Annotated in this window: 27 protein-coding genes and 1 pseudogene; 11 read left to right on the top strand and 17 right to left on the bottom strand. The window is 61.0% G+C overall.

The window, feature by feature from the left end; translation table 11 throughout:
• Together KX928_RS20775 and KX928_RS20780 are read right to left on the bottom strand one after the other, a co-directional pair.
• Window positions 1-312 (bottom strand): annotated as a pseudogene (locus KX928_RS20775) (signal recognition particle-docking protein FtsY); the annotation flags it as partial.
• An 83-nt stretch (window positions 313-395) separates the two neighbouring features.
• Window positions 396-2096 (bottom strand): NAD(P)H-dependent oxidoreductase subunit E, encoded by a 1701-nt coding sequence (locus tag KX928_RS20780; protein ID WP_219506539.1) that lies wholly within the window; start codon window positions 2094-2096, stop codon window positions 396-398.
• Window positions 2097-2312: 216 nt separating this feature from the next.
• Here KX928_RS20780 and KX928_RS20785 point away from each other — a divergent pair, with 216 nt between their 5' ends.
• Window positions 2313-3398 (top strand): alkane 1-monooxygenase, encoded by a 1086-nt coding sequence (locus KX928_RS20785; protein ID WP_219506542.1) that lies wholly within the window; start codon window positions 2313-2315, stop codon window positions 3396-3398.
• 4 nt (window positions 3399-3402) lie between these two features.
• A complete protein-coding gene (locus tag KX928_RS20790) occupies window positions 3403-3810 on the top strand; it encodes a hypothetical protein (RefSeq protein WP_219506544.1) in 408 nt (135 codons plus the stop codon).
• A gap of 7 nt (window positions 3811-3817) precedes the next feature.
• Here the strand turns inward: KX928_RS20790 and xseA are convergent, their stop codons facing one another.
• Window positions 3818-5359, bottom strand: a complete 1542-nt coding sequence (xseA, locus tag KX928_RS20795) for an exodeoxyribonuclease VII large subunit (RefSeq protein ID WP_219506545.1) — start codon at window positions 5357-5359, stop codon at window positions 3818-3820.
• Window positions 5360-5439: 80 nt separating this feature from the next.
• On the opposite strand from xseA, the gene purD reads away from it, so the two are divergent.
• The gene (purD, locus tag KX928_RS20800) at window positions 5440-6702 is read left to right on the top strand and encodes a phosphoribosylamine--glycine ligase (protein WP_219506547.1); all 1263 of its coding nucleotides are present in this window, start codon (window positions 5440-5442) and stop codon (window positions 6700-6702) included.
• A gap of 48 nt (window positions 6703-6750) precedes the next feature.
• Here purD and KX928_RS20805 read toward each other — a convergent pair whose 3' ends face one another.
• Both KX928_RS20805 and KX928_RS20810 read right to left on the bottom strand, forming a co-directional pair.
• Window positions 6751-7500, bottom strand: coding sequence for an FG-GAP repeat domain-containing protein (locus tag KX928_RS20805; RefSeq protein ID WP_219506549.1), 750 nt, complete (start codon window positions 7498-7500; stop codon window positions 6751-6753).
• On the bottom strand, window positions 7500-7823 hold the full coding sequence (locus KX928_RS20810) for a 2Fe-2S iron-sulfur cluster-binding protein (RefSeq protein ID WP_219506922.1): 324 nt from the start codon (window positions 7821-7823) through the stop codon (window positions 7500-7502). The genes KX928_RS20805 and KX928_RS20810 overlap by 1 nt, the downstream gene beginning before the upstream one ends.
• A gap of 126 nt (window positions 7824-7949) precedes the next feature.
• On the opposite strand from KX928_RS20810, the gene KX928_RS20815 reads away from it, so the two are divergent.
• Window positions 7950-8330, top strand: a complete 381-nt coding sequence (locus KX928_RS20815; RefSeq protein ID WP_219506550.1) for an OB-fold nucleic acid binding domain-containing protein — start codon at window positions 7950-7952, stop codon at window positions 8328-8330.
• 60 nt (window positions 8331-8390) lie between these two features.
• Window positions 8391-8936 (top strand): peptidoglycan-binding domain-containing protein, encoded by a 546-nt coding sequence (locus KX928_RS20820; protein ID WP_219506552.1) that lies wholly within the window; start codon window positions 8391-8393, stop codon window positions 8934-8936.
• Between the two features lie 46 nt (window positions 8937-8982).
• On the opposite strand, the gene KX928_RS20825 is transcribed toward KX928_RS20820, so the two are convergent.
• From KX928_RS20825 to rpiA, 6 genes are all read right to left on the bottom strand, one after another.
• Window positions 8983-10458, bottom strand: coding sequence for a Do family serine endopeptidase (locus tag KX928_RS20825; RefSeq protein ID WP_219506554.1), 1476 nt, complete (start codon window positions 10456-10458; stop codon window positions 8983-8985).
• Between the two features lie 198 nt (window positions 10459-10656).
• On the bottom strand, window positions 10657-10860 hold the full coding sequence (locus KX928_RS20830) for a DUF2065 domain-containing protein (protein WP_219506556.1): 204 nt from the start codon (window positions 10858-10860) through the stop codon (window positions 10657-10659).
• On the bottom strand, window positions 10857-11756 hold the full coding sequence (gene hflC / locus KX928_RS20835; protein ID WP_219506558.1) for a protease modulator HflC: 900 nt from the start codon (window positions 11754-11756) through the stop codon (window positions 10857-10859). The genes KX928_RS20830 and hflC overlap by 4 nt, the downstream gene beginning before the upstream one ends.
• Window positions 11756-12910, bottom strand: a complete 1155-nt coding sequence (hflK, locus tag KX928_RS20840; protein ID WP_219506560.1) for an FtsH protease activity modulator HflK — start codon at window positions 12908-12910, stop codon at window positions 11756-11758. Before hflK ends, hflC begins: the two co-directional genes overlap by 1 nt.
• A 74-nt stretch (window positions 12911-12984) precedes the next feature.
• Window positions 12985-14442 (bottom strand): FAD-dependent oxidoreductase, encoded by a 1458-nt coding sequence (locus KX928_RS20845; RefSeq protein WP_219506562.1) that lies wholly within the window; start codon window positions 14440-14442, stop codon window positions 12985-12987.
• Window positions 14443-14540: 98 nt separating this feature from the next.
• Window positions 14541-15329: a ribose-5-phosphate isomerase RpiA gene (gene rpiA, locus KX928_RS20850; RefSeq protein ID WP_219506565.1), complete on the bottom strand. Its 789-nt coding sequence runs from the start codon at window positions 15327-15329 to the stop codon at window positions 14541-14543.
• Between the two features lie 181 nt (window positions 15330-15510).
• Here rpiA and KX928_RS20855 point away from each other — a divergent pair, with 181 nt between their 5' ends.
• The 3 genes from KX928_RS20855 (at window position 15511) to KX928_RS20865 (ending at window position 18567) form a co-directional block, all read left to right on the top strand.
• Complete coding sequence (locus KX928_RS20855) at window positions 15511-16203, top strand: glutathione S-transferase family protein (protein WP_219506567.1); 693 nt, start codon at window positions 15511-15513, stop codon at window positions 16201-16203.
• Complete coding sequence (locus KX928_RS20860; protein ID WP_219506569.1) at window positions 16203-17576, top strand: L-serine ammonia-lyase; 1374 nt, start codon at window positions 16203-16205, stop codon at window positions 17574-17576. Before KX928_RS20855 ends, KX928_RS20860 begins: the two co-directional genes overlap by 1 nt.
• Before the next feature lie 61 nt (window positions 17577-17637).
• Window positions 17638-18567, top strand: coding sequence for a DMT family transporter (locus KX928_RS20865; RefSeq protein ID WP_219506571.1), 930 nt, complete (start codon window positions 17638-17640; stop codon window positions 18565-18567).
• On the opposite strand, the gene KX928_RS20870 is transcribed toward KX928_RS20865, so the two are convergent.
• Window positions 18473-19192, bottom strand: coding sequence for a thiamine diphosphokinase (locus KX928_RS20870; RefSeq protein ID WP_219506573.1), 720 nt, complete (start codon window positions 19190-19192; stop codon window positions 18473-18475). The two genes, KX928_RS20865 and KX928_RS20870, sit on opposite strands and share 95 nt — an antisense overlap.
• 138 nt (window positions 19193-19330) lie before the next feature.
• Here KX928_RS20870 and KX928_RS20875 point away from each other — a divergent pair, with 138 nt between their 5' ends.
• The gene (locus KX928_RS20875) at window positions 19331-21580 is read left to right on the top strand and encodes a hypothetical protein (RefSeq protein WP_219506575.1); all 2250 of its coding nucleotides are present in this window, start codon (window positions 19331-19333) and stop codon (window positions 21578-21580) included.
• Window positions 21581-21639: 59 nt separating this feature from the next.
• On the opposite strand, the gene KX928_RS20880 is transcribed toward KX928_RS20875, so the two are convergent.
• Window positions 21640-21864: a DUF2842 domain-containing protein gene (locus KX928_RS20880; RefSeq protein WP_219506585.1), complete on the bottom strand. Its 225-nt coding sequence runs from the start codon at window positions 21862-21864 to the stop codon at window positions 21640-21642.
• A gap of 10 nt (window positions 21865-21874) precedes the next feature.
• A complete protein-coding gene (locus tag KX928_RS20885) occupies window positions 21875-23167 on the bottom strand; it encodes an adenylosuccinate synthase (protein WP_219506586.1) in 1293 nt (430 codons plus the stop codon).
• Window positions 23168-23344: 177 nt separating this feature from the next.
• Here KX928_RS20885 and KX928_RS20890 point away from each other — a divergent pair, with 177 nt between their 5' ends.
• On the top strand, window positions 23345-23740 hold the full coding sequence (locus KX928_RS20890; RefSeq protein WP_219506588.1) for a DUF6524 family protein: 396 nt from the start codon (window positions 23345-23347) through the stop codon (window positions 23738-23740).
• 56 nt (window positions 23741-23796) lie between these two features.
• Complete coding sequence (locus KX928_RS20895; RefSeq protein WP_219506590.1) at window positions 23797-24015, top strand: hypothetical protein; 219 nt, start codon at window positions 23797-23799, stop codon at window positions 24013-24015.
• Here KX928_RS20895 and KX928_RS20900 read toward each other — a convergent pair.
• From KX928_RS20900 to nthA, 3 genes are read right to left on the bottom strand one after another with little or no spacing between them, the layout of a single operon-like run.
• Window positions 24012-24329 (bottom strand): nitrile hydratase accessory protein, encoded by a 318-nt coding sequence (locus KX928_RS20900; RefSeq protein WP_219506593.1) that lies wholly within the window; start codon window positions 24327-24329, stop codon window positions 24012-24014. The genes KX928_RS20895 and KX928_RS20900 overlap by 4 nt on opposite strands.
• The gene (nthB, locus tag KX928_RS20905) at window positions 24326-24997 is read right to left on the bottom strand and encodes a nitrile hydratase subunit beta (protein ID WP_219506596.1); all 672 of its coding nucleotides are present in this window, start codon (window positions 24995-24997) and stop codon (window positions 24326-24328) included. The genes KX928_RS20900 and nthB overlap by 4 nt, the downstream gene beginning before the upstream one ends.
• Window positions 24994-25605: a nitrile hydratase subunit alpha gene (gene nthA, locus KX928_RS20910; RefSeq protein ID WP_219506598.1), complete on the bottom strand. Its 612-nt coding sequence runs from the start codon at window positions 25603-25605 to the stop codon at window positions 24994-24996. The genes nthB and nthA overlap by 4 nt, the downstream gene beginning before the upstream one ends.
• Window positions 25606-25757: the final 152 nt, after the last annotated feature.

Consider the following 25757-nt stretch of genomic DNA (forward strand, 5'->3'; position numbering starts at 1 on the left):
CTCTGGCTCTGGCTCTGGCTCTGGCTCTGGCTCTGGCTCTGGCTCTGGCTCTGGCTCTGGCGAAACAGCCACCGGTTCGGGGGGCAGGTCAAGGTCTTTTACCTGCTCCGTCACTGTTTCTTCAGCGGCTGCGGGCGCGTCGGCGACGGGGGCTTCATCCGCTCTTTCATCCAACTGCTCACGCACCGCATCACCCGTCGCAGATGCAAGTGTTTCTTCTACACCGCCATCTTCGACGATTGCCTCCAGCCCTTCGTCAATCTTGGACGAAGACTTGAAGAGACGATCCTTGAGTTTCTTGAAAAATGCCATGCGCGGCCCCGCTTCTCACTGGGTCCCCATCTAAGGGGATTTTGCCAGAAGGGAAAGGCCCGCGGCCGCTTTGTTGACCGCGGTCAGATCTCGTCGGGGAAGTGCTTCATAACCAATCGGATCGGGTTGGGAGCGGCCTGCCCCAGGCCACAGATCGACGCATCGACCATTGCCGTGCTCAGTTCCTCCAGCAAGCCCTGATCCCAGGTGTCTTGCTGCATCAATTTGACGGCTTTTTCACAGCCCACGCGGCAGGGCGTGCACTGGCCACAACTTTCGTCTTCAAAGAAGCGCAGCATGTTCAGGGCCGCGGCCCGTGCCGAATCCTGATCGGACAAAATCACGACCGCGGCTGACCCGATGAAGGACCCCAATGGTTGAAGGGTGTCAAAATCCAACGGCACGTCATTGATGGACGCGGGCAACAATCCGGAGGATGGCCCCCCCGGTTGGTACGCCTTGAAGACATGTCCCTGCGCCATGCCACCCGCTGCATCAATGATATCCGTGATCGTCGATCCGGCGGGCAACAGATAGACGCCGGGCGCGGCGACACGGCCCGAGACCGAATAGCTGCGCAGTCCTGTGCGCCCATTGTGTTCGGTCGATGACAGCACGGCGGGACCCTCCCGGCAGACCCGCGCGACCCAGTGCAATGTCTCCACGTTATGTACCAGCGTGGGGCGGCCAAAGACGCCCACCTGCGCCACGAACGGCGGGCGATGGCGTGGCATGCCGCGTTTGCCCTCGATGCTCTCGATCATCGCGCTTTCTTCGCCACAGATATAGGCCCCGGCACCGCGGCGCAGGTCGATATAGCCCGGCGCGACCATGCCTGCCTCTTCCAGTGCACGAATTTCGCGGCGCAGAATTTCCAGAACAGCCGGGTATTCATCCCGCATATAGATATAGGCGGTTTCCGCTTCGACGGCCCATGCGGCGATCAACATACCTTCGAGGAACAGATGCGGCACCCGTTCGAGGTAGTAGCGGTCCTTGAACGTGCCCGGTTCGCCCTCGTCTCCATTCACCGCCAGATACCGCGGGCCCGGGTTGGCGCGCACGAATCCCCATTTCTTGCCGGAGGGAAAACCCGCGCCGCCAAGACCGCGCAGACCGGATGCAAGGATGCTGTCCTGCACCTCTTCCCAGTTGCCGTTGTCCCGCAGACGTTCCAGCGCCGCGTAGCCACCTTCGGACCGATAGGCGGCGAAATCCTGATACTCCGGGATATGAGCATGGGTATCACCGGCGGCGATGGCCGCGGTGACCTTTTCGGCAGTTGCGTGATCGATATGGGCATGTCCCAGTTCCAGCACAGGGGCGGTATCGCAGCGGCCCATGCACGGTGCCCGAAGCACCCTCACCTCGGACGGATCGAGGCCCTCTTCCAACGCGGTTTTGAGCGCCTGAGCCCCGGCGAGCTCGCACGAAAGAGAATCGCACACCCGGATTGTCAGCGCGGGCGGTGGTGCCTCGCCTTCCCTGACCACATCGAAATGCGCGTAAAACGTAGCAACTTCATAGACCTCCGCCATCGACATCCGCATCTCTTCGGCCAAGGCGCGCAGATGGGCGGCGGAAAGATATCCGTAGTGATCCTGAATCCTGTGCAGATGTTCGATGAGCAAATCGGCGCGGCGCGGCGCATCCCCCAACAGGGATTTGACCTCGGTCCAGGCATCATCCTGTAGCTGACGCCCCTTGGTGTGGTGACGCCCCTTACCCTTGCCTGATTTCCAGACCCCTTTGCGTGGGGATTTATCAGAGGTGTCCAATGCCATTCTTCATTCTCCGTGCCCGCGCCATTGGCCCAAGGCGTAAAGTCACTGTCAGTCTTGCGCGGACTTTATCAGCCCGATTTTGCGCAAGATACAGCCAAACACACTCTCCAACAGGGCCAGAAACGACACTCTGTGTCTGATCCGAAACTTCCGTCATTAACAGCGACATCGCACGTCTCTTGGAGCATCGTCGGGAAAGAGGTAAAGACAACAATCATGAGCCAACGATTTTCCGCCATCACCTTTGCCGCTGCCAGCCTGATCCCGGCAGGCTGCCTGTTGTTGGGGGCGGTGTTTGGGGGGCTGTGGTGCTACGTAGCTGTGCTCAGCATCAGCGTACTGGTTGTTTCCCTGGATCGGAGCAGGCTTCGCGCCGTTGCCTCAGAACGGCAGGCGGACTGGTTGCCACGCGCGGTCACCCTTGCGCATTTTACTGTTTTGCCCGCCAGCATTTGGGCCATCGGCGCGCCGGATCATCTGACATTGGGCGAAGCCGCGGCGCAACTTCTTGGCACGGGCCTGTTTGTCGGGCAAGTCTCCAACGCTTGTGCACATGAACTGATCCATCGTGCGGACCGGCTTAACCGACTGTTGGGCACGGCAATCTACTGTTCGCTTCTCAATGGCCAGCATGTGTCAGCGCATCTTCTGGTGCATCATGTTTTCGCGGGCACGGCAAAAGACCCCAATTCAGCACCAATGGGCCAGAGCTTTTGGCGGTTCTTTCTGCGGGCAAGCGTGCATGAGTTCATAGCCGGTCTGCGCGCCGAAAACCGGCGGCGGCAGCACTTGCCGGTGCGGATGCATCCCTACGTGGTTTACGGTATCGGCGGCCTGATCAGCCTTTCTGCCTCCTTCATTCTGGCGGGGGCCCTTGGTGTTTTTGCACTTCTTCTGCTGGCGGTCCACGCGCAAATGCAATTGCTGCTGTCGGACTATCTGCAGCATTACGGATTGCGGCGGCATATCGCACCGGACGGGAAAGTGGAACGCATGGGACCGCAGCACAGCTGGAACGCGCCGCATGACTTCTCGGCTGCGCTGATGCTCAACGCCCCGCTGCATTCGGACCACCACATGAACCCGGGCCGGACCTTTGACCGCTTGCGTCTGGAAACCGACACCATGCCCACCCTGCCCAGATCAGTACCGGTGATGGGCGCCATCGCTCTTGTACCACCTCTCTGGCGGCAGATCATGGACCCGCGCGTGCGCCATTACGGCGCAGTGGCCGCTCACAGCAACGTCATGCCGCCGCTGACACCGGACACTGGCGGCAGGTCGGCAGTTCTGTCAGAGTGATCCTATGAAACCGATACACGCCCTGACCTGTTTTTTCGCGCTTGCGCTCACGCCCGCGGTATCCCTGGCGGAGACGGCAATGACCGCTCAGGAGTTCGATAACTACACGCGCGGAAAGACCCTTTTTTACGGGCAGAATGGCGCAGCCTACGGGGCGGAGATCTATATGGATAACCGTCGGGTGCGCTGGTCCTTTCTGGACGGCGAATGCAAGGAAGGCGAATGGTACGAAAGCGCCGATCAGATCTGTTTCGTCTACGAAGACAACCCCGACCCCCAGTGCTGGACGTTTCACCGGGACGGCTCCGGGTTGATCGCCCGCTTTGAAAACACACCGGGTGCGACAGAGCTGTATGAAGCCGATGATCTGGGGGCCGAAATGGTGTGCCTTGCGCCCAACACGGGCGTGTGAATACCGCCTAGAAAAGCGATCCCTGTCCTGCTGGTTTTGGCGGGTCTTTGCGCGACGGGCTTTTACCACCAACGGTGACACGACCATCCGCAAACTGAATTTCCAGCGCGGACGCCGATTTGGCGGTTTTGCTATCCGTGACAAGCTTTCCGGCACTGCGCACCACGGCGAAGCCGCGCTCCAGCGTCGCCTCATAGCCCAAGGTCAACCGCAGTCGTTCCAGCCCGTCGATCTGGTCGCGCCACGCGGTCAGGTTTCTTTGTCCGACCTCTGACAGTCGCTTGGCAAGGCGCGCAAACTCCGTCGCCTTTCGCATGTGATCCTGGGCCAGACTGTCGGGCCGCAACCGCCGGGACTGTGACGCCAGTTGCTCCCGTTTTACGGCGATGACGCGCGACAGGACGGGGGCAAGCCGCACTGAAATGTCGTGCAGGCGTCTGCCCTCGACCTGCAAGGACCGGCGCAACGTGGCGGGGCGCAACGTGCCGCTCATATCCGCCAGCTTCACTTTTCGCTTCTGGACCCCGCCAATGAGCGCGGGGCCGAGACGGGCGCTGACCAGATCCAGCCTCTGACGCGGCGTATCAAGCAGGGTATCGGCACGTGGCAGCGCGCGCGCGATGTCTCGCAGGCGCTGACCGCGACGGGTCAGACCACTGCTCAACGCCTGACGCATGCGCGCGTCCTGACCGTTCAGCACGGCAATGAGCTCGTGGCGGACCGGAACCGCCAGTTCCGCGGCCGCGGTTGGCGTCGGCGCCCGTTTGTCGGACACAAAGTCAATCAGCGTGGTGTCGGTCTCGTGCCCGACGGCGGAAATCAGGGGGATCCGCGAGGCCGCAGCCGCGCGCGCGACGCTTTCCTCGTTGAACCCCCAGAGGTCTTCAACCGATCCGCCACCCCGCGCGACGATCAGCAGGTCGGGACGTGGCAACGCACCCCCCGGCGTCATCGCGTTGAACCCTTCGATGGCGCGGGTGACTTCGGGTGCACATTTCTCGCCCTGAACCGCCACCGGCCAGATCAGCACCTTGCGCGGGAAGCGGTCACGCAGCCGATGCAGGATGTCGCGGATGACAGCCCCCGACGGTGAGGTGACAACGCCGATCACCTCGGGCAGATAGGGCAGCGCCTGTTTGTGCTTCGGATCGAAGAGCCCTTCCGCTTCCAGCATCTTCTTGCGCTTTTCCAACAGCGCCATCAGCGCGCCCATGCCCGCTGGTTTGATGTCTTCGATCACGAGCTGGTATTTTGACTGACCGGCAAAGGTCGTCACGCGACCGGTGGCCACAACCTCCATGCCCTCTTCGGGCTGGGTTTGCAGACGCGCCGAGACACCTTTCCAGATAACCCCGGATATCACGGCTCGGTCATCCTTGAGGTCGAGGTATATGTGTCCGGAACGCGGGCGCGACACACGGCCCACCTCGCCCTTGATCCGGACGTGGCCGAACTCGCCCTCGATCACGCGCTTGATCGCGCCAGACAGCTCGGTGACGGTGAATTCAGGGCTGTTGAGGCCCTCGTCAGGGCTGTCGATCAGGTCCATGCGGCCTCTGGTGTTGTATCGCGGCTGGCGCCAGCTTAGAACGCGGCGAACCGAAGGCCAAGCAGATCAGGAGCAGCCGCATGAACATTCTTATCCTTGGCAGCGGCGGGCGCGAACACAGCCTCGCCTGGGCAGTGATGCAAAACCCCAAGTGCGACCGCCTGATCGTCGCGCCCGGCAATGCAGGGATCGCGGAAATTGCCGATTGTGCGGCGCTTAACATCGAAGATGGCGGTGCCGTTACGACATTCGCTGAGGAAAATGCCATCGACTTCGTGATCATTGGCCCGGAAGCGCCGCTGGCGGCGGGCGTGTCAGACCGGCTGCGCGACGCGGGTTTCCTGGTTTTCGGCCCAAGCGGGGCTGCGGCACGTCTCGAAGCCTCCAAGGCCTTCACCAAGCAGCTGTGTGATGCAGCCGGTGCGCCGACAGCCGCCTATGGCCATTTCACAGATGCCGCTGCCGCGCGCGCCTATGTCCGGCAGCAGGGCGCTCCGATCGTCATCAAGGCAGACGGGCTTGCGGCAGGCAAGGGCGTGATCATCGCGGAGACCGAAAGCGATGCTCTTGCCGCCGTGAACGAGATGTTCTCGGGCGCTTTTGGTGAGGCAGGTGCAGAGGTGGTCATCGAGGAATTCATGCAGGGTGAAGAAGCCTCGTTCTTCGTGCTCTGCGACGGTGAAACGGTTCTGCCCATTGGTACCGCGCAGGATCATAAACGTGTAGGTGAAGGCGATACCGGCCCCAACACCGGCGGCATGGGCGCATATTCGCCCGCACCGGTAATGACACAAGCGGTGATCGACGCGGCGCTGTCCGATATCGTGAAACCCACCATGGCCGAGATGGCGCGGCTGGGCACGCCGTATCAGGGAGTATTATTCGTGGGCCTGATGATTCAGGACGGCGCACCACGGCTTGTGGAGTACAATGTGCGGTTTGGCGATCCCGAATGCCAGGTGTTGATGATGCGGCTGGGCGCACAGGTTCTCGACCTGATGCAGGCCTGTGCAGAGCGGCGGCTCGAAGAGATGCAGGTCAATTGGGCGGATGATCACGCGATGACCGTTGTTCTCGCCGCCTCGGGCTATCCGGGATCATATGCAAAGGGTTCGGTCATCGCGGGTCTGGACCGGCTGCCCGAAGACAGCAGCCATATGGTGTTTCATGCGGGCACCGGGCGCGAGGCCGGGCAGTTCACCGCGCAGGGCGGCCGGGTGCTGGCGGTGACAACCCGGGCGGACACATTGGCCGAAGCGCGGCAAGAGACCTATGCCATGGTTGATCAGATAGACTGGCCCGAAGGGTTCTGCCGCAGAGACATCGGCTGGCGGGCGCTCTGAAAGCGCGCGGCGGGGCATCGCCCGGCACCGGATGGCCGGCGCCGGGGGTTACTCAGGCAAACATGCCATGGCCTGTGCAAAGGCCGCGCGGCTGGTATCGGTACCGATGGGCGTCTGCACCCATTCGCCCGCTTTGAAAGACACCGCCACAAGGCTGGCCCAATTGGCAGAGGCGACAATCATTTCGGGATGCCCCCTGCAGGTTCGGATTCCGCCCGCGATGTCCCGCTCGCCAATGCGGTGATTGGTAAGACCACTCAGCATTGCCCACTGTGTCAGCCTGCCGTCTTCGAACCGGTAAACATTCAGTGTTTTGGCCAGATGCGGCCTGTCGACAAACGCAACCTCAACGCGACCGTCACCATCCAGATCCGCAGCCCCCACGGGCGCCAGCCACCGAAACCGGGTGCCGATGTGCGGGGTCGCCGCAATACGCCCGTTCGGTCCGTAGATCGCCAGTCGCGCGCCCGAGGTCTGGCTGCTCTCCACGACGATGACCTCGGCAGCCCCGTCGCCATCCAGATCCGCCAGGCGCGGCGCCGTATCTTCGAACACCAGTTCGTCCGGCAGAACAAATCGCTTCTCTTCGCCTGTTGACAGATCAAGCACAAGAGTGATGTGCTCGATGCTGTCGCCCAACACCCCGTGCGGATAGCGGGTTGTGGGCATGTCGTACCCGGCTGACAGGATTGTCTGCGCTGTGGCCACACCCGGTGGCAACAGGCACAAGGCCAGCAACACGCGGCGGGCAAGGCCGCGCCACGGGCGCGACAGAAGACGCCGCGCCCTGATCTGCATCAGATCTGCTTTTCCGGCATTTGAACGACCAGACCGTCCAGAGCATCCGTCACCTTGATCTGGCAGGTCAGACGAGAGCGGGCGGGGTCAGGCTCATAGGCAAAGTCCAGCATGTCTTCTTCCATGTCTTCTTTTGCAGGCAGTTTGTCGGTCCACGACGGGTCAACATAGACATGGCAGGTGGAGCAGGCACAGGCACCGCCGCAATCGGCCTCGATGCCGGGGATATTGTTATCCCGCGCGCCTTCCATGACAGTGAGACCGTTGGCAACGTCCACCACATGTTGCTTGCCGCCGTGTTCGATATAGGTGATCTTTGCCACGTTTGTCGTTCCCTTGCTGATCTGTTTGAGCCTGTCTACCGGGGCGATATAGAAGGCGCCAGCCTCTTTTGCGAGCCGCAGGCACACAGGGTTGCCGGAAACTCCATTTGTTCTATATTTGTTCTCATGCGTGTCATCTCTCCCCCTGCTCCCGGCACATTGCCCGGAAACAATCCCTGGCCCCGCCCGCCCTGCTGTCTTGTGGCGTCTCGGCTGAACGAGCCGCCCGAAAACGCGCGCATCATGGTGGCGGGGCTGGTGATCCTGCGCCAGCGCCCCGGCACCGCAAAGGGCGTGATCTTCGTCACGCTCGAAGACGAAACCGGTGTGGTGAACGTCATTGTCTGGCGGCACATCTACGAAAAATACCGCCGCGCGGTTATTGCCGGGCGCATGTTGCGGATAACCGGCCGGTTACAGCGCGCACATTCTGTCATGCATGTTCTGGCAGAAGAGATCGAGGATGTTTCGTTCATGCTGGATGCTCTGGTACATCCCGGCCCCTAGGCAGATCACCGCAAAAGCTCTACACAACAGGATAGAGAAAGACCCAAGAGGCATTGGGCCATGACACAGGCACGCCATTTCAGAACCGCCAACATCCTGTGCGTCGCAGCGGGGCTCCTGTACCTCCTGACCGCCTGCACACCTGCAGCGCCTGTGCCCGAGGCCGCCAGTCTCTCGCCACTCTCCAACCGCACAGCACCGGAAACCGCCGAACCGGGCACCTGCTGGGACAAAACCGTGACACCCGCTGTTGTGGAAACCGTGACCGAACGCGTGCTCATTTCACCGGCAGACATCAGCCCCGAGGGGCTTATCCGACAACCGGCCCGGTACCGAAACGAGGAACGGCCCCGCATCGCGCAACCCAGACAGGAACGCTGGTATCAACTGGTCTGCCCCGAAGACCTGACCTCTGAATTTACCGAGAACCTGCAACGCGCGCTTGCCGCCCGCGGATATCATTCCGGCGCCATCACCGGGGAGATCGATACCGAGACGCGTGACGCGATTGCGAAATACCAGACCGCGCAGGCCCTGCCCGGTTTCGACCTCACGACCAAGGCCGCTGAACAGTTGGGGCTGATCCGCGCCACCTTGCCCCAATAAAAAAGGGCGCTGCCGCGAGCGCCCTTTTCACTGAAATCAGCCTGGCTTACTCCGCCAGCGACAGGGCGACAAACCGCGGATCGCCGGCGCGGCGCACCAGAAGCAGCAGAGACTTCCGCCCCGCTTCCTCCGCAGCCTCCACCCGCTTTTCGAGGTCCGCAATGCTGGTCACTTTCTGCTGGCCGGCTTCGGTGATGATGTCACCTGCCCGCAGGCCTTTCTCGAAGGCTTCGGAGGTCTCGTCGACCTCCATCACTGCCAGACCCAGCATTTCCGGATCGGTCCCAAGCTCCTCGCGCAGTTCATCCGTCAGCGCGGTGAGCGTCAGCCCTAGAAGCGACTTGGTCACCGGGTCTTCTTCGCTGTCAGGGCCCGCAGCAACGGCAGGCACGGCGCCCTCTGCCTCTTCGCGGCGGCCCAGGGTCACCTTCAGCGTCATGGAGGTGCCCTCGCGCATGACAACCACGCGCACCGTCTCGCCCACCGGGCTGTTGCCGACGGTGCGCACGAGACTGCGGGTATCGGACACATCCTTGCCGGCAAAGCTGATGATCACGTCGCCAGCCTCCATGCCCGCCTCCTTGGCGGGACCCTCCGGCACATCCGTGACAAGCGCGCCGGATGCAGATGCAAGCCCCATCGCTTCGGCCACGTCTTCGGTCACATCCTGGATACGCACGCCCAGCCAGCCGCGCCGCGTCTCACCAAATTCCTTCAGTTGATCCACAACCCGCGTGACAACGTTAGAAGCCATCGAGAAGCCAATGCCGATGGAGCCGCCATTGGGCGACAGGATCGCGGTATTCACCCCGATGACCTCGCCATCCATGTTGAAGAGCGGCCCGCCGGAGTTGCCGCGGTTAATGGCGGCGTCCGTCTGGATGTAATCATCATATGTCCCGCTCAGTGCCCGGTTGCGCGCGGAGACGATGCCCGCGGACACGGAAAACCCCTGACCCAGCGGGTTCCCCATAGCGACCACCCAGTCGCCGACACGCGCCAGATCGCTATCGGCGAAGGACACAAAGGGCAGCGGCCCGTCCGCTTCTACCTTCAGCAACGCGATATCGGTGTTCGGGTCGGTGCCGATCACTTCGGCCTTGAGTTCCCCGCCATCGAAGAACTCGATCAGAATTTCATCCGCGCCATCGATCACGTGGTTGTTGGTTACAACATAGCCGTCCTCGGAAATCACGAAGCCGGACCCCAGCGCAGATGAGCGGCGCGGGCGATCGCCGTCCCCATTGTTGCGATCCTGGAATTCGCGGAAGAAATCTTCAAAGGGCGAGCCTTCCGGCACGATGCCCTGCGGGCCCGTGCGACCGGCCACCACCGTCGATGTGGTGATATTCACAACCGACGGGCTGATCTTTTCCGCCAGGGGCGCCAGACTGGATTGTTGGGCCAATGCACTCAAAGGCTGAACCAGCATGAACGCCAGTGTCAGCACAGCCACGAGCATCAACCGCATCTGATTGGTGATGAAAAAGTGTTTGGACATGGATACCGCCTTGGGCTGCATTCGTCGTCTCCTGAAGTCTTGTTTTGTTGGCCGACGGCCATTCTGCACAGATTGCTGTGCGATTGCACACAGACTGCATTTAGGGTGGCTGCCGTGCAATAATAAAGATGTGTCGCGTCGGCACAGTTTCAACACTGTGTTACCAAACCGTGAAGGAACGCTCAAATTTAGTAAATTTGTACGCATTCGTCCGGGATCTTACCCGAAGGTGGCACCCATTTGCCACGCCAGCCAGACGAGGATCAGACCACTCACCACGATCAAAAGGCCGACCTGGCGCACTGCACTTTCCGGCATTGCCCGCAACGCTTCCAGCATCCGCTCAATAAGCGAAGGGGCCAGCGCATAGGCCAGCCCCTCGACGATCATCACCAGCCCAAGCGCCAGAAGCAGCGTGCTCACCGGCTCTCGCCCTCTTCCGAGCGCACGCCCTGATCGGAGCGCAGGTAGTTAAAGAATTCGCTGTCCGGCGACAGAACCATTGTCGAATTGCTACCCTTGAGCGCACGTTCGTAAGCGGTCAATGAGCGGTAGAACTCAAAGAATTCCGGGTCCGCTCCAAAGGCCTGCGCGAAAATCGCGTTGCGTTCAGCATCGGCCTGACCCCGGATGATGTCCGCTTCTCGCGTCGCATCCGATGTCACTTCAACAACAGTCCGGTCCGCAAGGGCGCGCACACGCTGCGCCGCTTCCTCACCCCGGGCGATTTCATCCGCTGCTTCCCGCTCACGTTCGGCGCGCATGCGCGCGAACGTCGCATCCAGGTTCTGCTCAGGCAGGTTGGTTTGCTTCAAGCGCACGTCGACGACGTCCAGACCCAGCGGCAGGGCCCGCAGGCGCGCCTGTTCCGTAATTCGCGCCATCAACCCTGCCCGGTCTGCCGATAGAATTGTATTCGAAGTTACGCCGTCAGAGCCCAGAACTGCGCGAATTGTCGGGTTCAGAATGCCTTCGAGCCGGTCTTCAGCCGCCCTCATGCCGCCAACACCAACCGCCTGCCGGAATTGTGTCACATCCGAAATACGGTAGCGTGCAAAGGCGTCCACAACCAAACGACGGTCGTCAGAAGGGGTGACCTCGGTCACCTCGGTATCGAGAGACAGAATGCGGTCGTCGTAGCGCACAACCTCCTGGATCAGCGGGATCTTGAAGGCCAGACCGGGGTTTTCCTTGACCGATTTGATCTGACCAAACTGCAGGACCAGCGCCTTTTCACGCTCGTCGACGATAAACACAGAGCTCAGAACACCAACAACGGCGATGACAACGATGGGTATCAGGAATCCACTAGCACGCATCAGTTATTCCCTCCGGCAGCGCCGCGGCGCAATTCATTCAACGGCAGATATGGCACCACGCCCTGGCCACCTGCGCCGCCCAGATCACTCTCCAGAATGATCTTGTCGACGTCGCCAAAGACACGCTCCATCGTTTCAAGATAGAGCCGCTTGCGGGTCACCTCCGGCGCCTTAGCGTATTCCTCAAGCACCGACGTAAAGCGCGCGGCTTCACCCTGTGCCTCGTTCACCTGCTGGGCGCGGTAGGCTTCGGCCTGTTCCAGCTGGCTGGCGGCTTCACCGCGCGCGCCCGCAGTCACCCGGTTGGCATAGGCGTCGGCCTGCCGTTCCAGCCTGTCCCGTTCCTGCTCGGCGGCCTGCACTTCGCGGAAGCTGTCGATCACCTCGCGCGGCGGGTCGGCCTTGTCGAGGTTGAGACGCACGATATTGACGCCACTGTCATAGGCATCGAGCGTACCCTGAATGAGCTGCTGCGCCTCATCGGCGATGACCTGACGATCCCGGTTCAGGATCGGGGCCAATTCGTTACGCGCGATCACTTCGCGCATCGCGGATTCCGACACCGCGCGAATGGTTTCGCGGGCCTCCGCAAGGTTGAACAGGTACTTGGCCGGGTCGTTGATATTCCAGACCACCTGGAAATCGATATCGATGATGTTTTCATCCGTGGTCAGCATCAGGCCGCTGTCCACGCGCGATCCGATGTCTTCGGTCTGTTCGCGGGTCACCGGCAGGACTTCGGCCGTGACCAGAGGCCAGGGCGCAAAGTTCAGACCGGGGTTCCCGGTTGCTGAATACTCGCCAAGGAAAAGCTCCACGGATTGCTCTTCGGGCGCGACAGTGTAAAAACTCGCCATACCCCAGAGAATAATCGCACCCAGAACACCCAGGCCAATTGTGCCGCGGGTCAGTGCAGGGCCACCGCCGCCGCCGCCGTTTCCGCCGGTGCCACCACCGCCGCCCTTGCCGCCCATCAGGACGCGCAACCGTTCCTGACCTTTTTTGACCAGCTCGTCTATTTCCGGGATTTGTGCCCCATCGCCGCGCGGGCCGCGCGGGCCCCCGCCATTACTGCCGCGGTTACCACCGCCGGGCCTGTCATCATCGGAATTTCCGCCGCCGCCCCCCCAGGGGCCGCCATTATTGCCAGCCATTCAGTCTCTTTCCCTCCTAAACCGCTCAGATACGCGATTAATTCCAGTCATAGGTACGTAAGGTTGCGCGGAAATCAAGCCGTCCGCATTGGTACACGCATTGTCACCATTTCTTCGGACATCGTCGGATGCACCGCAACCGTCCGGTCAAAATCCTCCTTGGTCGCGCCCATCTTGATCGCGACCCCGGCCATCTGGATCATTTCACCGGCACCGGGTGCGACGATGTGACAGCCCAGAACCTTGCGGCTCGCCTTGGAAACGACAAGTTTCATCAGAACCCGGTCGGGGCGTCCGGCGAAGGCGGTTTGCATGGGCCTGAACGAGGTACAGTATACCTCCACAGGTTCCTGATCGCGCGCCTCTTCTTCGCTCAGACCCACGGTGCCCATTTCTGGTTGTGTGAAAATCGCAGACGGGATCAGGTCGTGATCCACCGGCGTGGGGTTGCTCTTGAACACGGTTTCGACAAAAGCCATGCCCTCACGGATCGCAACCGGCGTGAGATTAACCCGGTTGGTCACATCCCCGATAGCATAGATCGACGGCACGGAGGTCTGGCTGTAGGCGTCCACCCCGATTTCGCCGCGACGGCCAAGGGTCACGCCGACCTCTTCAAGCCCCATGTCCTTTGTATTCGGGTCGCGCCCGGTGGCAAAGAGCACCACATCGTACTCACCCTCGGACCCGGTCGTGGACTTTACCCACACTGGTTCATTCGCGGTGCCCTCGGCCGCGCGCAGCTGCGCCATTTCCACCCGTTCCTGCGCCGTGCCTCCCATCGCCCCGGTCTCGCCGGCGCTGCGGTCGGCACTGGCAGGCGCCATTTCGAGGATGTTGGTGCCGACGTGCAGCTTGATCCCGCGCTCCCGCATGGATTCAGCGACAAGCCCGCGGGCTTCTTCGTCGAACCCCCGCAGGATCTGGGCCCCACGGTAATACTGCGTCACCTCGACGCCCAGGCCATTCATGATCCCGGCGAACTCGCAGGCAATATAGCCACCGCCGACGATCAACATCGACCTGGGCAGCTTGTCCAGATGAAAGATGTCGTCTGATACGATGCCAAGATGGGCGTTGGGCGTTTGCGGACGCACCGGGTGGCCCCCGGTCGCCACCAGAATATGCTTGGCCGATTTCGTCTCGCCGGTTGACAGGGTCACCTCGTGTGGTCCCGACACCGAAGCGCGTGCGTCAAACGTCTCGACGTTCGAGCCTTTGAGCAGGTTGCGGTAGACTTGCTCCAGACGGTCCAGCTCGTCATTCAGCCGTGTCCGGAATGCGGGCCAGTCGAAAGGACCCTGCTTGAGGGTCCAGCCGTAGGACTGCGCGTCCTCGACCACGTTGGCATACTCACTTGCGAAAACCATCAGCTTCTTGGGCACGCACCCCCGGATCACGCAGGTCCCACCGTAGCGGTCATCTTCGGCCAGCGCCACTCTGGCGCCTGCTTCTCCGGCAGCGACGCGGGCTGCGCGCACACCGCCTGACCCGCCGCCAATCACAAAGAGATCGTAGTCAAAATCGCTCATCGGAGGCGGCCTTTCCAAGTCTTTGATCGTATTGCTTGCTGTATATATGCGCCGGTCATGCTTTTACCACCGCACCTCTTGCATGGTTACAGGCGGGATCAGTCAGAGAGGTCCGCAAAGAGATTATCGCTCTCCACGAAATCCAGTCTTTCCGTGGCGACGGTGCCTTCGTTGATGTCGCGCACTTCAACCCTGCCGTCGCCGTAGCCGATCACGACCGTATCGCAGATATCGATGAACAACCCGTTCTCCACAACACCGGGCATCTGGTTCAGCACCAGCGCCAGCTGCCGGGCATTGCCGATCCGTTTTACGTGCAGATCGATGATATGGTTGCCCTCATCCGTGACGAAGGGCACATCGCCGTTCATGCGCAAGGTGCTTTTCCGGCCCAGAACGTCCATCGATACGAGCGTTTCCTCGACCAGCGCCTGCGTGGTTTGCCAGCCAAACGGAATGACCTCGATGGGCAGTGGAAAGGCGCCCAGTGTCTCTACTTCCTTGCCCACATCCGCGATCACAACCATTTGATCCGACGCGGTTGCCACTATCTTTTCCTGCAAGAGCGCGCCGCCACCACCCTTGATCAGGTTCAGCTGGCCATCAAACTCGTCTGCCCCGTCGATGGTGATGTCCAGCCACTTGGCTTCGTCCAGCGAGACGACCTCGATACCGACCTCGCGCGCCAGTTCGGCCGTCCGGGTGGAGGTGGGCACACCTCTGATCCGCAGGCCATCGTCACGCACCATCTCCCCGAGGCAGCGCACGAGCCATGCCGCGGTGGAGCCTGTGCCGAGGCCAACCCGCATCCCGCTTTCCACAAATTGCGCCGCGCGTTTGGCAGAGACGAATTTCGCTTTGTCGATGGGGGAAAGTTCTGAGGACATCGGTGGCTCCTTGGGCAGCTTTGCCTCGCCTTATAGGAAACCTCGCGGGCAGGCGCGAGGGGTGATTTTGGACGATTGGCCCGACCCTTTCCTGCCAGCGCGGGTCAGCGCGGGCAAATTCCGCTGCAAAACGTCGCATTTCCGTCTGGGCAAGACCGGGAATCACGGTAGCTAAGGTGCCATGACGAGCGCCCCATATACGCTTCACTATGCACCGGATAACGCGTCACTGGTCGTGCGGCTGGCGCTGGAGGAAATCGGCGCGCCCTATCGGACCCTTCTCGTCGACCGCAGCGCCCGGGCACAACGGGCACCGGGCTATCTGGCCCTCAGCCCAAACGGATTGATCCCCGTCCTCGAAACGCCGCAGGGACCGATCTTTGAAACCGCCGCCATCCTGTTGTGGCTGGCGGACCGCCACGGCTGCCTTGCGCCGCACCCTGACGCCCCGGACCGCGCCGCGTTGCTCAAATGGTTGTTCTTTTTGTCAAACACGCTCCACCCCGCGCTCAGGATTTTGTTTTACCCGTCCGTCTATATCGGCGCGCAACGGGAGGATCAGCTGCAGCTGCAATCTGTTGCGCGGCACAACATTCTGGGTCATCTGGGCGTACTTGACGCGCATTGGCGTCAGGTCGAGCCGCCGCTGCTCCTGAATATCTACCTGGGCCCCACGTTAAGGTGGCTCAAACTCTATCCGGCAGATACAGACACCGCGTGGTTTGATCTGACGGCCCTGCCCGCCCTGCACGGTATGGCAAAGCAACTCGAAACACGTGAAAGTGTCGCAAAAGCGCAGTTGGCCGAAGGGCTGGGCGCGCACCCGTTCACCGCGCCGCGTGCGCCCAGCCCGCCCGAAGGAAGTGCTGTCTGATGTTTCTGTCCGTATTCGATATGTTCAAGGTGGGCATCGGCCCCTCGTCCTCGCACACGATGGGCCCGATGGTGGCCGCCGCACGGTTTCTCGACCTGATGCGCGCGTCGCCCTTCGCCTTTCACGGCTTGCGGGCCTCGTTGCACGGATCGCTGGCCTTCACGGGCGTCGGCCACGCCACGGATCGCGCGACCATTCTGGGTCTCGCGGGTTTTGTGCCCGACACCTACGACGCCGAAAAAGCCGAGCACGCGTTGCAAGAGATCAGGACCAGCGGCAAGATTCGCCCCCAAGGATTACCGGAGCTGGCCTTTGATCCCGCGAACGACCTCGTCTTTGACTTTGACACGGTCCTTCCGGGCCATGCCAACGGCATGATGCTGATGGCCACGGATGCGCAGGGCGATGTGACCCTGCGCGAGACCTATTATTCGATTGGCGGCGGCTTTGTCATGACAGAGGCCGAACTGGCAGAAGGCAAGGACACCGAAGAAGGTGCGCCAATTCCCTTTCCTTTCAAAACCGCAGCGCAAATGCTTGAAATGTCCCAGGCTTCAGGACGCACAATTGCGGAAATGAAACGGTCGAACGAGGCTGCGCGCGGTGGTGTGGATAACCTCAAGTCCGGAACGCGACGTCTGTGGCAGGTGATGAACGACTGTATCGAGCGCGGGCTGACAACCGAGGGTGTGCTGCCCGGCGGACTGGCCGTCAAACGCCGTGCGAAAGGTATTTACGACAAGCTGCTCCAAGAGCGCGGTATGAACCTGACGGCCCCGCATACCATCAACGACTGGATGAGCGTCTACGCCATGGCTGTAAACGAGGAAAACGCGGCCGGGGGGCAAGTTGTGACCGCGCCGACGAACGGTGCGGCCGGTGTATTACCTGCGACGCTTCGCTACTATCTCGATCATGTCCCCGGCGCCTCGGAGGCCCATGTGGAGGATTTCCTGCTGACCGCGGCCGCCATTGGTGGCCTCGTCAAGTTCAACGCCTCGATATCGGGTGCGGAGGCCGGATGTCAGGCCGAAGTGGGATCCGCCGCTGCCATGGCGGCCGCTGGCTTATGTGCCGTCATGGGAGGCTCTCCGGCGCAGGTGGAAAACGCCGCCGAGATCGCGCTGGAGCATCACCTTGGCATGACCTGCGACCCGATCAAGGGGCTGGTGCAGGTGCCATGTATCGAACGTAACGGGCTGGGCGCAATCAAGGCCGTGTCCGCCGCGTCACTTGCCTTGCGCGGCGACGGGACACATCTTGTGCCACTGGACGCTTGTATTGAGACAATGCGCCAGACAGGCGCAGACATGTCCGAGAAATACAAAGAGACTTCGCTGGGCGGATTGGCCGTAAATGTGCCAAACTGCTAAAAGTTGAGTCGACGCGCAAGCTGTTCTTGCAATGATTGAATACCGCTCGTAGGTTCTGCCAATGGCACTCGACAGACCTCTTCTTGGCATCATGCTCATGCTTGGATTCTGCATCCTCGCACCCGTTGGTGATGCCGTGGCAAAGATCCTTGGCGAAACAGTACCCGTCGGGCAACTTGTGCTGGTGCGGTTTGCCGTTCAGGCGGTCATCCTGATTCCCCTGGTCTGGATCACCCGGCGCAACTGGCGCATGTCCAACCGGGTTCTGGCGCTGACGCTGCTGCGCACGATCCTCCATATCTTTGGCATTGGCGCAATGGTGACGGCCCTGAAATTCCTGCCACTTGCAGATGCCATCGCAATCGCCTTCGTGATGCCCTTCATCATGCTCTTGCTGGGCAAATACGCTTTGGACGAGGAAGTCGGACCACGCCGGTTGATCGCCTGCCTCGTTGGCTTCATTGGCACGCTGTTTGTGGTCCAGCCCAGCTTCACCGCCGTCGGGTGGCCTGCGTTGCTGCCCTTGGCGGTGGCGGTGAATTTTGCCCTGTTCATGCTGGTCACCCGTCAGATCGCCAAGGAAACCGACCCGATCAGCCTGCAGGCGATCAGTGGCACCATGGCGGTGATCATGATGCTGCCCGTTCTCTACGTTTTTCAGGGGTCGTCCCTGGCACAGCTGCAGGTGATACAGGTCAGCACTGTTGACTGGACCCTCCTCATCGGGATCGGGTTGCTGGGCACTGTGGCGCATCTGCTGATGACATGGTCACTGCGATATGCACCTTCGACCACCCTGGCCCCGATGCAATATCTGGAGATACCCTTCGCAACGGTCATCGGCTTCATCGTCTTCGGTGATCTGCCGAACACCCTGGCCTCTGTCGGTATCGCGATCACGATGGCTGCAGGTCTTTACATCGTTCTGCGCGAGCGGGCCACCGCGCGTGCCGTGGCTGCGCAGCAAGTCTCTGTGCAACCGGCCGAATAAAGCGCCGCGGAAGAAAACACAAAAGCAGGGGTGCCTCCACCACCAGTTTAAGATCGCCGGTTGTGCGATTGGACGTGCCCGATGTGCCGCTTGGGGAAAATGCCAGACCATCTATCGGCCACTGCAAACCCTCGGACCGGCCCTGCACGTCCCCCATCGGGAAAAGGGAGACGCGGGTGCCGACCGGCGTCGGCAGGTCGAAATCCTGCGGGCACAGAAAGATCACGTCTTCATCGCTGAGGATCACGCAAGGCCGGTCGGGGCGCATGACCAGCGTGTGCAGGGCTGCAAGCTGATGATCGACCCGACGCCCCATGAAGCCTACCGCGACCACAAGCGGGGCATCGATGTTGCGCAGGGCCTTGTCGAAATCAGTGCTGATCTGGTCAGGGATCAGATGCACGCGCTCCTCGGGGATTTGCGCGCGCGCCGCCTCTGAGATAGAATCCATATCACCGAATACAGCCGTCAGTTCGACCCGCGCCTGCAAGGCAGCGTCCGCGCCGCTGTCCGCTGCGACACAGGTCGGTGCGATGTCGAGCGCCACCCGAAGATCATCTGGCCCGATGGCGCCACCGCCAATCAAAGTGACTGGCTCGAATTTGTGTATAATTTTATTATTCACCGAAGTTTAATGTCCTTTTTGGAAACAGAACACATTGTTGCCACGAAATGATACCGTAATGAGCACAGATTCGCGCCGCTTTGGACTTTCCCCGTATGGTAAACAGTTTGTTGAAATCACGCAGAGGACGAGCATCCGATGATGAATAACAACAAGATTTTGACAGTCTCTTATGGAACTTTTTCCTGCACTCTGGAAGGGTTTGAAGACTCTTTTGATACAATGAAAGCCATTGCGGAATACTTTCGTGATTTGGCCGCGGATGATCGTTACTTTGGCGCCGAACCGCCACAACCAGATGCAGAAATGCTGGCGCGGATTGCCGAGCGTGAGGTCGCCCGCCGGGTCGAAGCGCGCGAACACGACGGGCGCATTATGCTCAAGGCGCACGACGAAGCCGTCCAGCCGGAGACGCCTGCGGTAGCGGCGGCTGCCCCGCTCGCGGTACCCGCCGCCGCTGCGGTGCCTGACGAGGAGATTGTAGCGCCATCGGAAACAACCGCGCGGGAGGTCGTTGCGGAAGAGCCTGATCCCGAAGAGATGTCCGACGCTGCAACAGAAGTTGAGACGCCCGAGGCAGCCGCCCCCGAAATCGCGGTCGACGATGCTGTCGAAGACGAAAACGAAGAACCTGTTGTCGTTGCCGAGGAGGAAACCGCGGCAGCCCCCCAAGTCACGCCTGAGGAAGACACCGACGCAACCGAAGAAGTCATGGGCGAAGATGCGGTTACTGTTGAAGACGCTGATCAAGACCCGCAAAGCCTTGTGGCGGAAGGACACGAAGAGGGTGCCGAAGACGAGACCACTCTACAGGACGTTTTTGAAGAAGAACTGCAGGATCAGGACGCTGCATTGAGCGCCGAGGCGTTCTTTGCCGACAGCCCGTCCTACGAAGACGTTCAGACCGAAACCGAAGCTGAAGGCGATGTCGTCGAAGAGATGGAAAGCTTCGACATGCCTGCTGATTTTGCAGAACCGGTTGACGCCCCCAAAGTGGCCGCCGAAAGCATTGCCGCCAAACTGCAGCGCATTCGTGACGTTGTTTCCAAGCAGGATGATGACGCCCTGTCGGACGACTACGATGAAGACGCAGCCGAGCTGGAGGCAGAGCCTGCCGTCGATTTCCTTGACATGCCATTTGACGTGGCCACCCGGCAGAAAGATGAGCCGGCGGAGGAAACCAGCCTCGCCGACGCCACCCTGAGCGATGCGGCACAGGAAATCGGGGACGCGCTGGACGCCGACGACCAGATCGCGGCGGAAGCGGAAGCCGAAGTCGAGGAAGAGGAAGATGATCTTTCCAGCATCCTGAGCCGTATTGAGGCCGGCACCCATGATGCCGAAGACGCCCATGACGAGGATCTGCTGGCCGCAGACGATGACGATGCGGCAGAAGACGTCGCGGAGAACCTGTTTGGCGACGATGACGCGGATACTGACCCGGTTCCCGCCCGAGAGAGCATTGACGCGTTGAGCGGGGATGCCGACGTTGCAGAGGACCCCGCCCCGGTTTATGGGCGCGTTCTCAAAGTCAATCGCGCAGACCTTGAGGCAGCGCTCGACTCCGGTGATCTGGAAGAATTCGACGACGAAAACGATGACGCGGCCCTGTCCGCGGAAGAAGAAGCTGATCTGCAACGCGAACTCAATGCCGTGACCAGCGATGATGTCGACGACACAGATGCAAAAGACACGGCACTCGACGGCCTGCCTGCGATTGACGATGGCAATGACAAAGACCTGTCGCGCCTGATGGCCGAAGCCGATCAACAGATGGAAGAACCAGAAGGTGCGACGCGCCGCAGTGCGTTCGCCCATCTGCGCGCTGCCGTGGCTGCACGGTTCGCGGATAAATCCATGGCGCGTGAGGAAAACGAGGAAGAAACCACCAAGGACTACCGGAGCGATCTGGCCGAAGTTGTTCGGCCTCGACGTCCCGTGGCCTCAGGCAACCGCACCGAACGCCCAGCCGACGCGCGCCCGGCCCCGCTGAAACTGGTGGCCGAACAGCGTATCGATGCAGATTCGCTGCGTGACAATGGCCCGGTTATGCCGCGCCGCGTGGCGGCAACGCTCGACGAAGATCTGGATCTTGGTGAAGACACCGGTTTTGCCGCCTTTGCCGAAGAAATGGGCGCAACCAAACTTCCGGATTTGTTGGAGGCGGCCGCGGCTTACCTGTCATTCGTGGAGGGGCAGGAGCAGTTTTCCCGACCGCAGCTGATGACACGTGTCCGTCAGGCCGAATGCGGTGAATTCAGCCGCGAGGACGGTTTGCGCTCTTTCGGACAGCTGCTGCGGTCCGGCAAGATCGAAAAGATCAAGGGGGGTCGCTTCACGGCATCAGAGGCGATCGGCTTCAAGCCGGATGAACGTGCGGCAGGCTGACACCGCCACTTGAATGCGAAGAAACCAGCAGGCTTTCGGGCCTGCTTTTTCTTTTTATGTCAGGGGTCTGTCTTGTCCGGATCAGCCTGACCAATCCCCTTGAAAACGAATTTGAACGGCAGCGCCCAAACGATGCCCAAGACAACGTAGACCAGGAATTCAACCAGGAGCGACGGCCTGTCCAGCCAGTTGACGACAGTCACCGCCGCAATGATATAGGCGGGCAGCCCGACAAGCAGGATCAGAAGGGACAGGCGGCGCCGCGCTTTGTAACTGACAGGCATGATGGCTTTCTCAATCGGCAAACGGGTCCGTCACAAGGATTGTATCCTCGCGTTCAGGTGACGTAGAAAGTAGGGCGACCGGGCAATCGATCAACTCTTCGACGCGCCGCACATATTTAATCGCGTTCGCCGGAAGATCTGCCCAGCTGCGCGCGCCTTCGGTGGATTCGTGCCAACCGGGCATTTCCTCGTAAATGGGAGTGCAGCGCGCCTGATGGTCCGCCGCGGTGGGCAGGTAGTCCACACGCTCGCCATCCAGCTCGTACCCGACGCAGATTTTCAGGGTGTCAAAGCCGTCCAACACATCGAGTTTCGTGAAGGCGATGCCGTTCACGCCTGAGGTGGCGCATGTCTGACGGACGAGTACGGCGTCAAACCAGCCACAGCGCCGTTTTCGCCCCGTAACCGTGCCGAACTCGTGACCCCGCTCGCCCAGACGCTGGCCGTCAGCGTCGTCAAGCTCTGCCGGGAATGGCCCCTCGCCAACGCGGGTGGTGTAGGCCTTGACAATCCCCAGCACGAAATCGATGGAGCCGGGCCCGATGCCGGTGCCCGTAGCGGCCTGCCCGGCAATCACGTTCGACGAGGTCACAAACGGATAGGTACCGAAGTCGATATCCAGCAACGCGCCTTGCGCGCCTTCAAAAAGAATGCGTTTGCCCGCCTTGCGCTTTTCGTTCAGCACTTTCCAGACGGGTGCCGCGTATTCCAGCAAGGTGGGGGCAATGGCCCGCAGCTTGGCGACCAGATCCGCCCGGTCGACAGGTTCCAGCCCTAAGCCGCGCCGCAAAGCATCATGGTGTACCAGCGCGCGATCCACGCGCAATTCCAGGGTCGCGTCATCCGCCAGATCGGCCACGCGCACGGATCGGCGGCCGACTTTATCCTCATAGGCAGGACCAATACCGCGGCCCGTCGTGCCGATCTTGGCGACCGAAATCTGTGCCTCGCGCGCACGATCCAGCTCTCCGTGGATCGGCAGGATAAGCGGCGTGTTCTCCGCGATCATCAGGGTGTCCGGCGTGATCTCCACGCCCTGGCTGCGCAGGCCCTTGATTTCGCTTTCCAGATGCCATGGATCCAGCACAACGCCGTTCCCGATCACGCTGAGCTTGCCGCCGCGCACAATCCCCGACGGCAGCAGGCTGAGCTTGAAGACTTCACCGTCGATCACCAGCGTGTGCCCGGCATTGTGCCCCCCCTGAAACCGCGCGATCACGTCGGCCCGCTCGGAGAGCCAGTCCACGATCTTGCCTTTCCCCTCATCGCCCCACTGGGCGCCGACAACGACAACATTTGCCATGGCTGGTCCTTTTTGGTGTGTTTCAAACCCGCGCTGGTATAGCGGTGACACACGTGGGGCGAAACCAGAAAATAGTCTTTCCACACATTCATGGATCACAGCCCTCCACCATAGACATTCAGTGCCGACGGGGAGATATTTTCCCGCAAAACACTTGGACGATTGGAGCAGGCGACGATGGGATTTCTGACGAGATGGTTTTTTGCGTTTGGGTTGCTGGCACTGACCTTCAATCCGACACAGTACAATTACATCAACTGGGTGCGCGATTACGGGTCCATGAACCTCTCGATTGCGGTGCTTCTCGCCCTGGTGCTGGCCGTGGGATACATCATCTATCTTCGCGCAACGCTACGGTCGATCGGGGCCGGTGGCATGATTTTGGTGATGGCGATCCTGGGGGCATTGCTCTGGGTATTGTATGATCTGGGCGTCCTGCGTCTTGATAATTCGAGCCTGAACGTGTGGCTCGGCTTGCTTTCCCTCTCGCTGGTGCTGGGGATCGGTCTGAGCTGGAGCCATGTGCGGCGCGCGCTTTCGGGTCAATCGGACGTCGACGATGTCGATGAGTGAGTGGAGCATGGTCGCGCCGCGTTCCGTCGGCTATGATCCTTGCGAAAGGACATCACATGCCACGCACGCCAGACCGCCCGGAAGACTTCCAGAAGTTCTACTATGCCAAGGTGGGCCTTGGCGAAGGGTGCGGATGCGCGGAGCGCGTGATCGACATGCATGAATTCAACCGCCTCGCCGGCAAGCCAAAGCTGCGCCTGCCCCGTCTGCCGCAAAAAGGCGCGTGGCGGCGGTTTCTGAACAAGGCAGGCCTGACATCACGCCCCAAAGCCTAATCCTGCAGATTTACCGGCGCCCCGTGTGGCGTTGCCAGATAGGCCTCTTCCCATGCCTGCCTGATCTGCGCGATTTCGGTGATATCCGTCATGCCCATGCTGGCCAGAAAATGCTCCAGCGTTTCAAGCCAGGCCACGAAATAGTCGTCGCCACCGTCCAGTTCCTTTGTCAGACCATGCGCTTTCAGTGTCGCACCAAAACGCGTTGCCCAATCGGGCCAGTCGAAATACCCCGCTTCGTTCAGGTGAACCGTGAGCGCGAAAACCTGTGCATGCCAGGGTTCGGAAAAAACCGGCTGGGGTATGGCTGTCATCCCGCCACCAGATAGCTTTGCCACAAATCGAGCACCACTTCATCCGCCGGGTTTTCCGGGTGCGCCCATAGCTCCGACGCCGGGAATACCACCGCGTAAAGCGGCTCGGCTGCGTCCCCGAGCCCATGTGCCGAACTGTCAGGCAGGACATGCGTCCCGTGATACCGCAATATACAACCCCGCGCGCCCGCCGCATACCGGGGTAGCCGGGTGTGTCCCCCATCTACAAGCGTGTTTTCCGCCAGATGGCGGGTGAGCACGACATCGCCCGGCGCGAAGGCGGGGGCCATATCGCTCGCACGGGTCGCCGGCCCACCCTTCGCCAGTACCGCGGGCACGGCCTCTGCCGTCAACGTCGTTGCAGCACGAGGGCTCATCGTGGGGTTGGCACCCGCCATCTCGTCGGCAGTGACCAATCCTGTCTCGACAAGCAGATCGGCAAGCGCGGCCATCCATTTTTCGTAGTAGGAAAAACGCGCGTAATCCATAGGGGCAAGCCTTTCGCGCGCATGGCGTGACACGTCGATGTTCCAGGCGCCGTGCGCGCCAGCGGCCAGCGTCACGGCGAGGGCGCGCTTGTGCCAGTCTTCGTGGAACACCTGATCTTCCGGTTCCGGAACCACCCGCCCATCGCCGTACCGACCGCCCATATCGTGCACGCGGGTCATGGCGCAACCGCCAGGCCGGTACCGATCATACTGTCGCGGGTCACCAGATCCATCAGGGCGGCCTCATCCATGCCATCGGTGCCCGGCGGCCGTTGCGGAATGACGAGGTAGCGAACCTCTGCGGTCGAATCCCACACGCGCACGGCCACATCCGGCGGTAGAGTCACGCCGAAATCCGACAGCACGGCGCGGGGCTCGCGCACGACACGCGCTCGGTAGGCGTCCGATTTGTACCAGCCGGGCGGAATGCCCAGCAAGGGCCACGGGTAGCAACTGCACAGGGTGCAAACCACGATGTTATGGACCTTGTCGGTGTTTTCCACCGCAACCATGTGTTCACCCTGCCGACCATAGTAGCCCAGATCGGAAACAACCGCCGTTGCATCCTCAAGAAGCGCGGCCTTGAATGCCGGATCACGCCAGGCGCGGGCAACCACATGCGCACCATTTCTGGGACCGATCCTGTTCTCATAAGTATCGATGATCGCATCGAGCGCGGCCGGATCAACCAGCCCCTTTCGGGTCAAAATCGTTTCCAGCGCCTTGATACGCAACGCCGGATCAGGCGGCAGCAGGCTGTGCGGGTGGTCAGGGTGATCATGGGGCATATGCGTATTTCTGGGACGCCCGTCAGCGGTTGTCCAGCGGTTCCTCGCCTGAGTTATCCACAGCCTGGATTTTTGCCACGATTTTTCCCGCCAAACGTGTTATGAATTTTGCATGAAGTGAGTCTTCAGCGCCTCAATTCCAGGATATCCCT

The organism is Roseobacter insulae (genome assembly GCF_019375555.1).
GTDB lineage: Bacteria > Pseudomonadota > Alphaproteobacteria > Rhodobacterales > Rhodobacteraceae > Roseobacter > Roseobacter insulae.

Bases quoted from the DNA above. Each gene is read 5' to 3' on its own strand.
- KX928_RS20780 (WP_219506539.1), bottom strand. From the start codon at position 2,096: ATGGCATTGGACACCTCTGATAAATCCCCACGCAAAGGGGTCTGGAAA.
- KX928_RS20785 (WP_219506542.1), top strand. From the start codon at position 2,313: ATGAGCCAACGATTTTCCGCCATCACCTTTGCCGCTGCCAGCCTGATC.
- KX928_RS20790 (WP_219506544.1), top strand. From the start codon at position 3,403: ATGAAACCGATACACGCCCTGACCTGTTTTTTCGCGCTTGCGCTCACG.
- xseA (WP_219506545.1), bottom strand. From the start codon at position 5,359: ATGGACCTGATCGACAGCCCTGACGAGGGCCTCAACAGCCCTGAATTC.
- purD (WP_219506547.1), top strand. From the start codon at position 5,440: ATGAACATTCTTATCCTTGGCAGCGGCGGGCGCGAACACAGCCTCGCC.
- KX928_RS20805 (WP_219506549.1), bottom strand. From the start codon at position 7,500: ATGCAGATCAGGGCGCGGCGTCTTCTGTCGCGCCCGTGGCGCGGCCTT.
- KX928_RS20815 (WP_219506550.1), top strand. From the start codon at position 7,950: ATGCGTGTCATCTCTCCCCCTGCTCCCGGCACATTGCCCGGAAACAAT.
- KX928_RS20820 (WP_219506552.1), top strand. From the start codon at position 8,391: ATGACACAGGCACGCCATTTCAGAACCGCCAACATCCTGTGCGTCGCA.
- KX928_RS20825 (WP_219506554.1), bottom strand. From the start codon at position 10,458: ATGCAGCCCAAGGCGGTATCCATGTCCAAACACTTTTTCATCACCAAT.
- hflC (WP_219506558.1), bottom strand. From the start codon at position 11,756: ATGCGTGCTAGTGGATTCCTGATACCCATCGTTGTCATCGCCGTTGTT.
- hflK (WP_219506560.1), bottom strand. From the start codon at position 12,910: ATGGCTGGCAATAATGGCGGCCCCTGGGGGGGCGGCGGCGGAAATTCC.
- KX928_RS20845 (WP_219506562.1), bottom strand. From the start codon at position 14,442: ATGAGCGATTTTGACTACGATCTCTTTGTGATTGGCGGCGGGTCAGGC.
- rpiA (WP_219506565.1), bottom strand. From the start codon at position 15,329: ATGTCCTCAGAACTTTCCCCCATCGACAAAGCGAAATTCGTCTCTGCC.
- KX928_RS20855 (WP_219506567.1), top strand. From the start codon at position 15,511: ATGACGAGCGCCCCATATACGCTTCACTATGCACCGGATAACGCGTCA.
- KX928_RS20860 (WP_219506569.1), top strand. From the start codon at position 16,203: ATGTTTCTGTCCGTATTCGATATGTTCAAGGTGGGCATCGGCCCCTCG.
- KX928_RS20865 (WP_219506571.1), top strand. From the start codon at position 17,638: ATGGCACTCGACAGACCTCTTCTTGGCATCATGCTCATGCTTGGATTC.
- KX928_RS20875 (WP_219506575.1), top strand. From the start codon at position 19,331: ATGATGAATAACAACAAGATTTTGACAGTCTCTTATGGAACTTTTTCC.
- KX928_RS20880 (WP_219506585.1), bottom strand. From the start codon at position 21,864: ATGCCTGTCAGTTACAAAGCGCGGCGCCGCCTGTCCCTTCTGATCCTG.
- KX928_RS20885 (WP_219506586.1), bottom strand. From the start codon at position 23,167: ATGGCAAATGTTGTCGTTGTCGGCGCCCAGTGGGGCGATGAGGGGAAA.
- KX928_RS20890 (WP_219506588.1), top strand. From the start codon at position 23,345: ATGGGATTTCTGACGAGATGGTTTTTTGCGTTTGGGTTGCTGGCACTG.
- KX928_RS20895 (WP_219506590.1), top strand. From the start codon at position 23,797: ATGCCACGCACGCCAGACCGCCCGGAAGACTTCCAGAAGTTCTACTAT.
- KX928_RS20900 (WP_219506593.1), bottom strand. From the start codon at position 24,329: ATGACAGCCATACCCCAGCCGGTTTTTTCCGAACCCTGGCATGCACAG.
- nthB (WP_219506596.1), bottom strand. From the start codon at position 24,997: ATGACCCGCGTGCACGATATGGGCGGTCGGTACGGCGATGGGCGGGTG.
- nthA (WP_219506598.1), bottom strand. From the start codon at position 25,605: ATGCCCCATGATCACCCTGACCACCCGCACAGCCTGCTGCCGCCTGAT.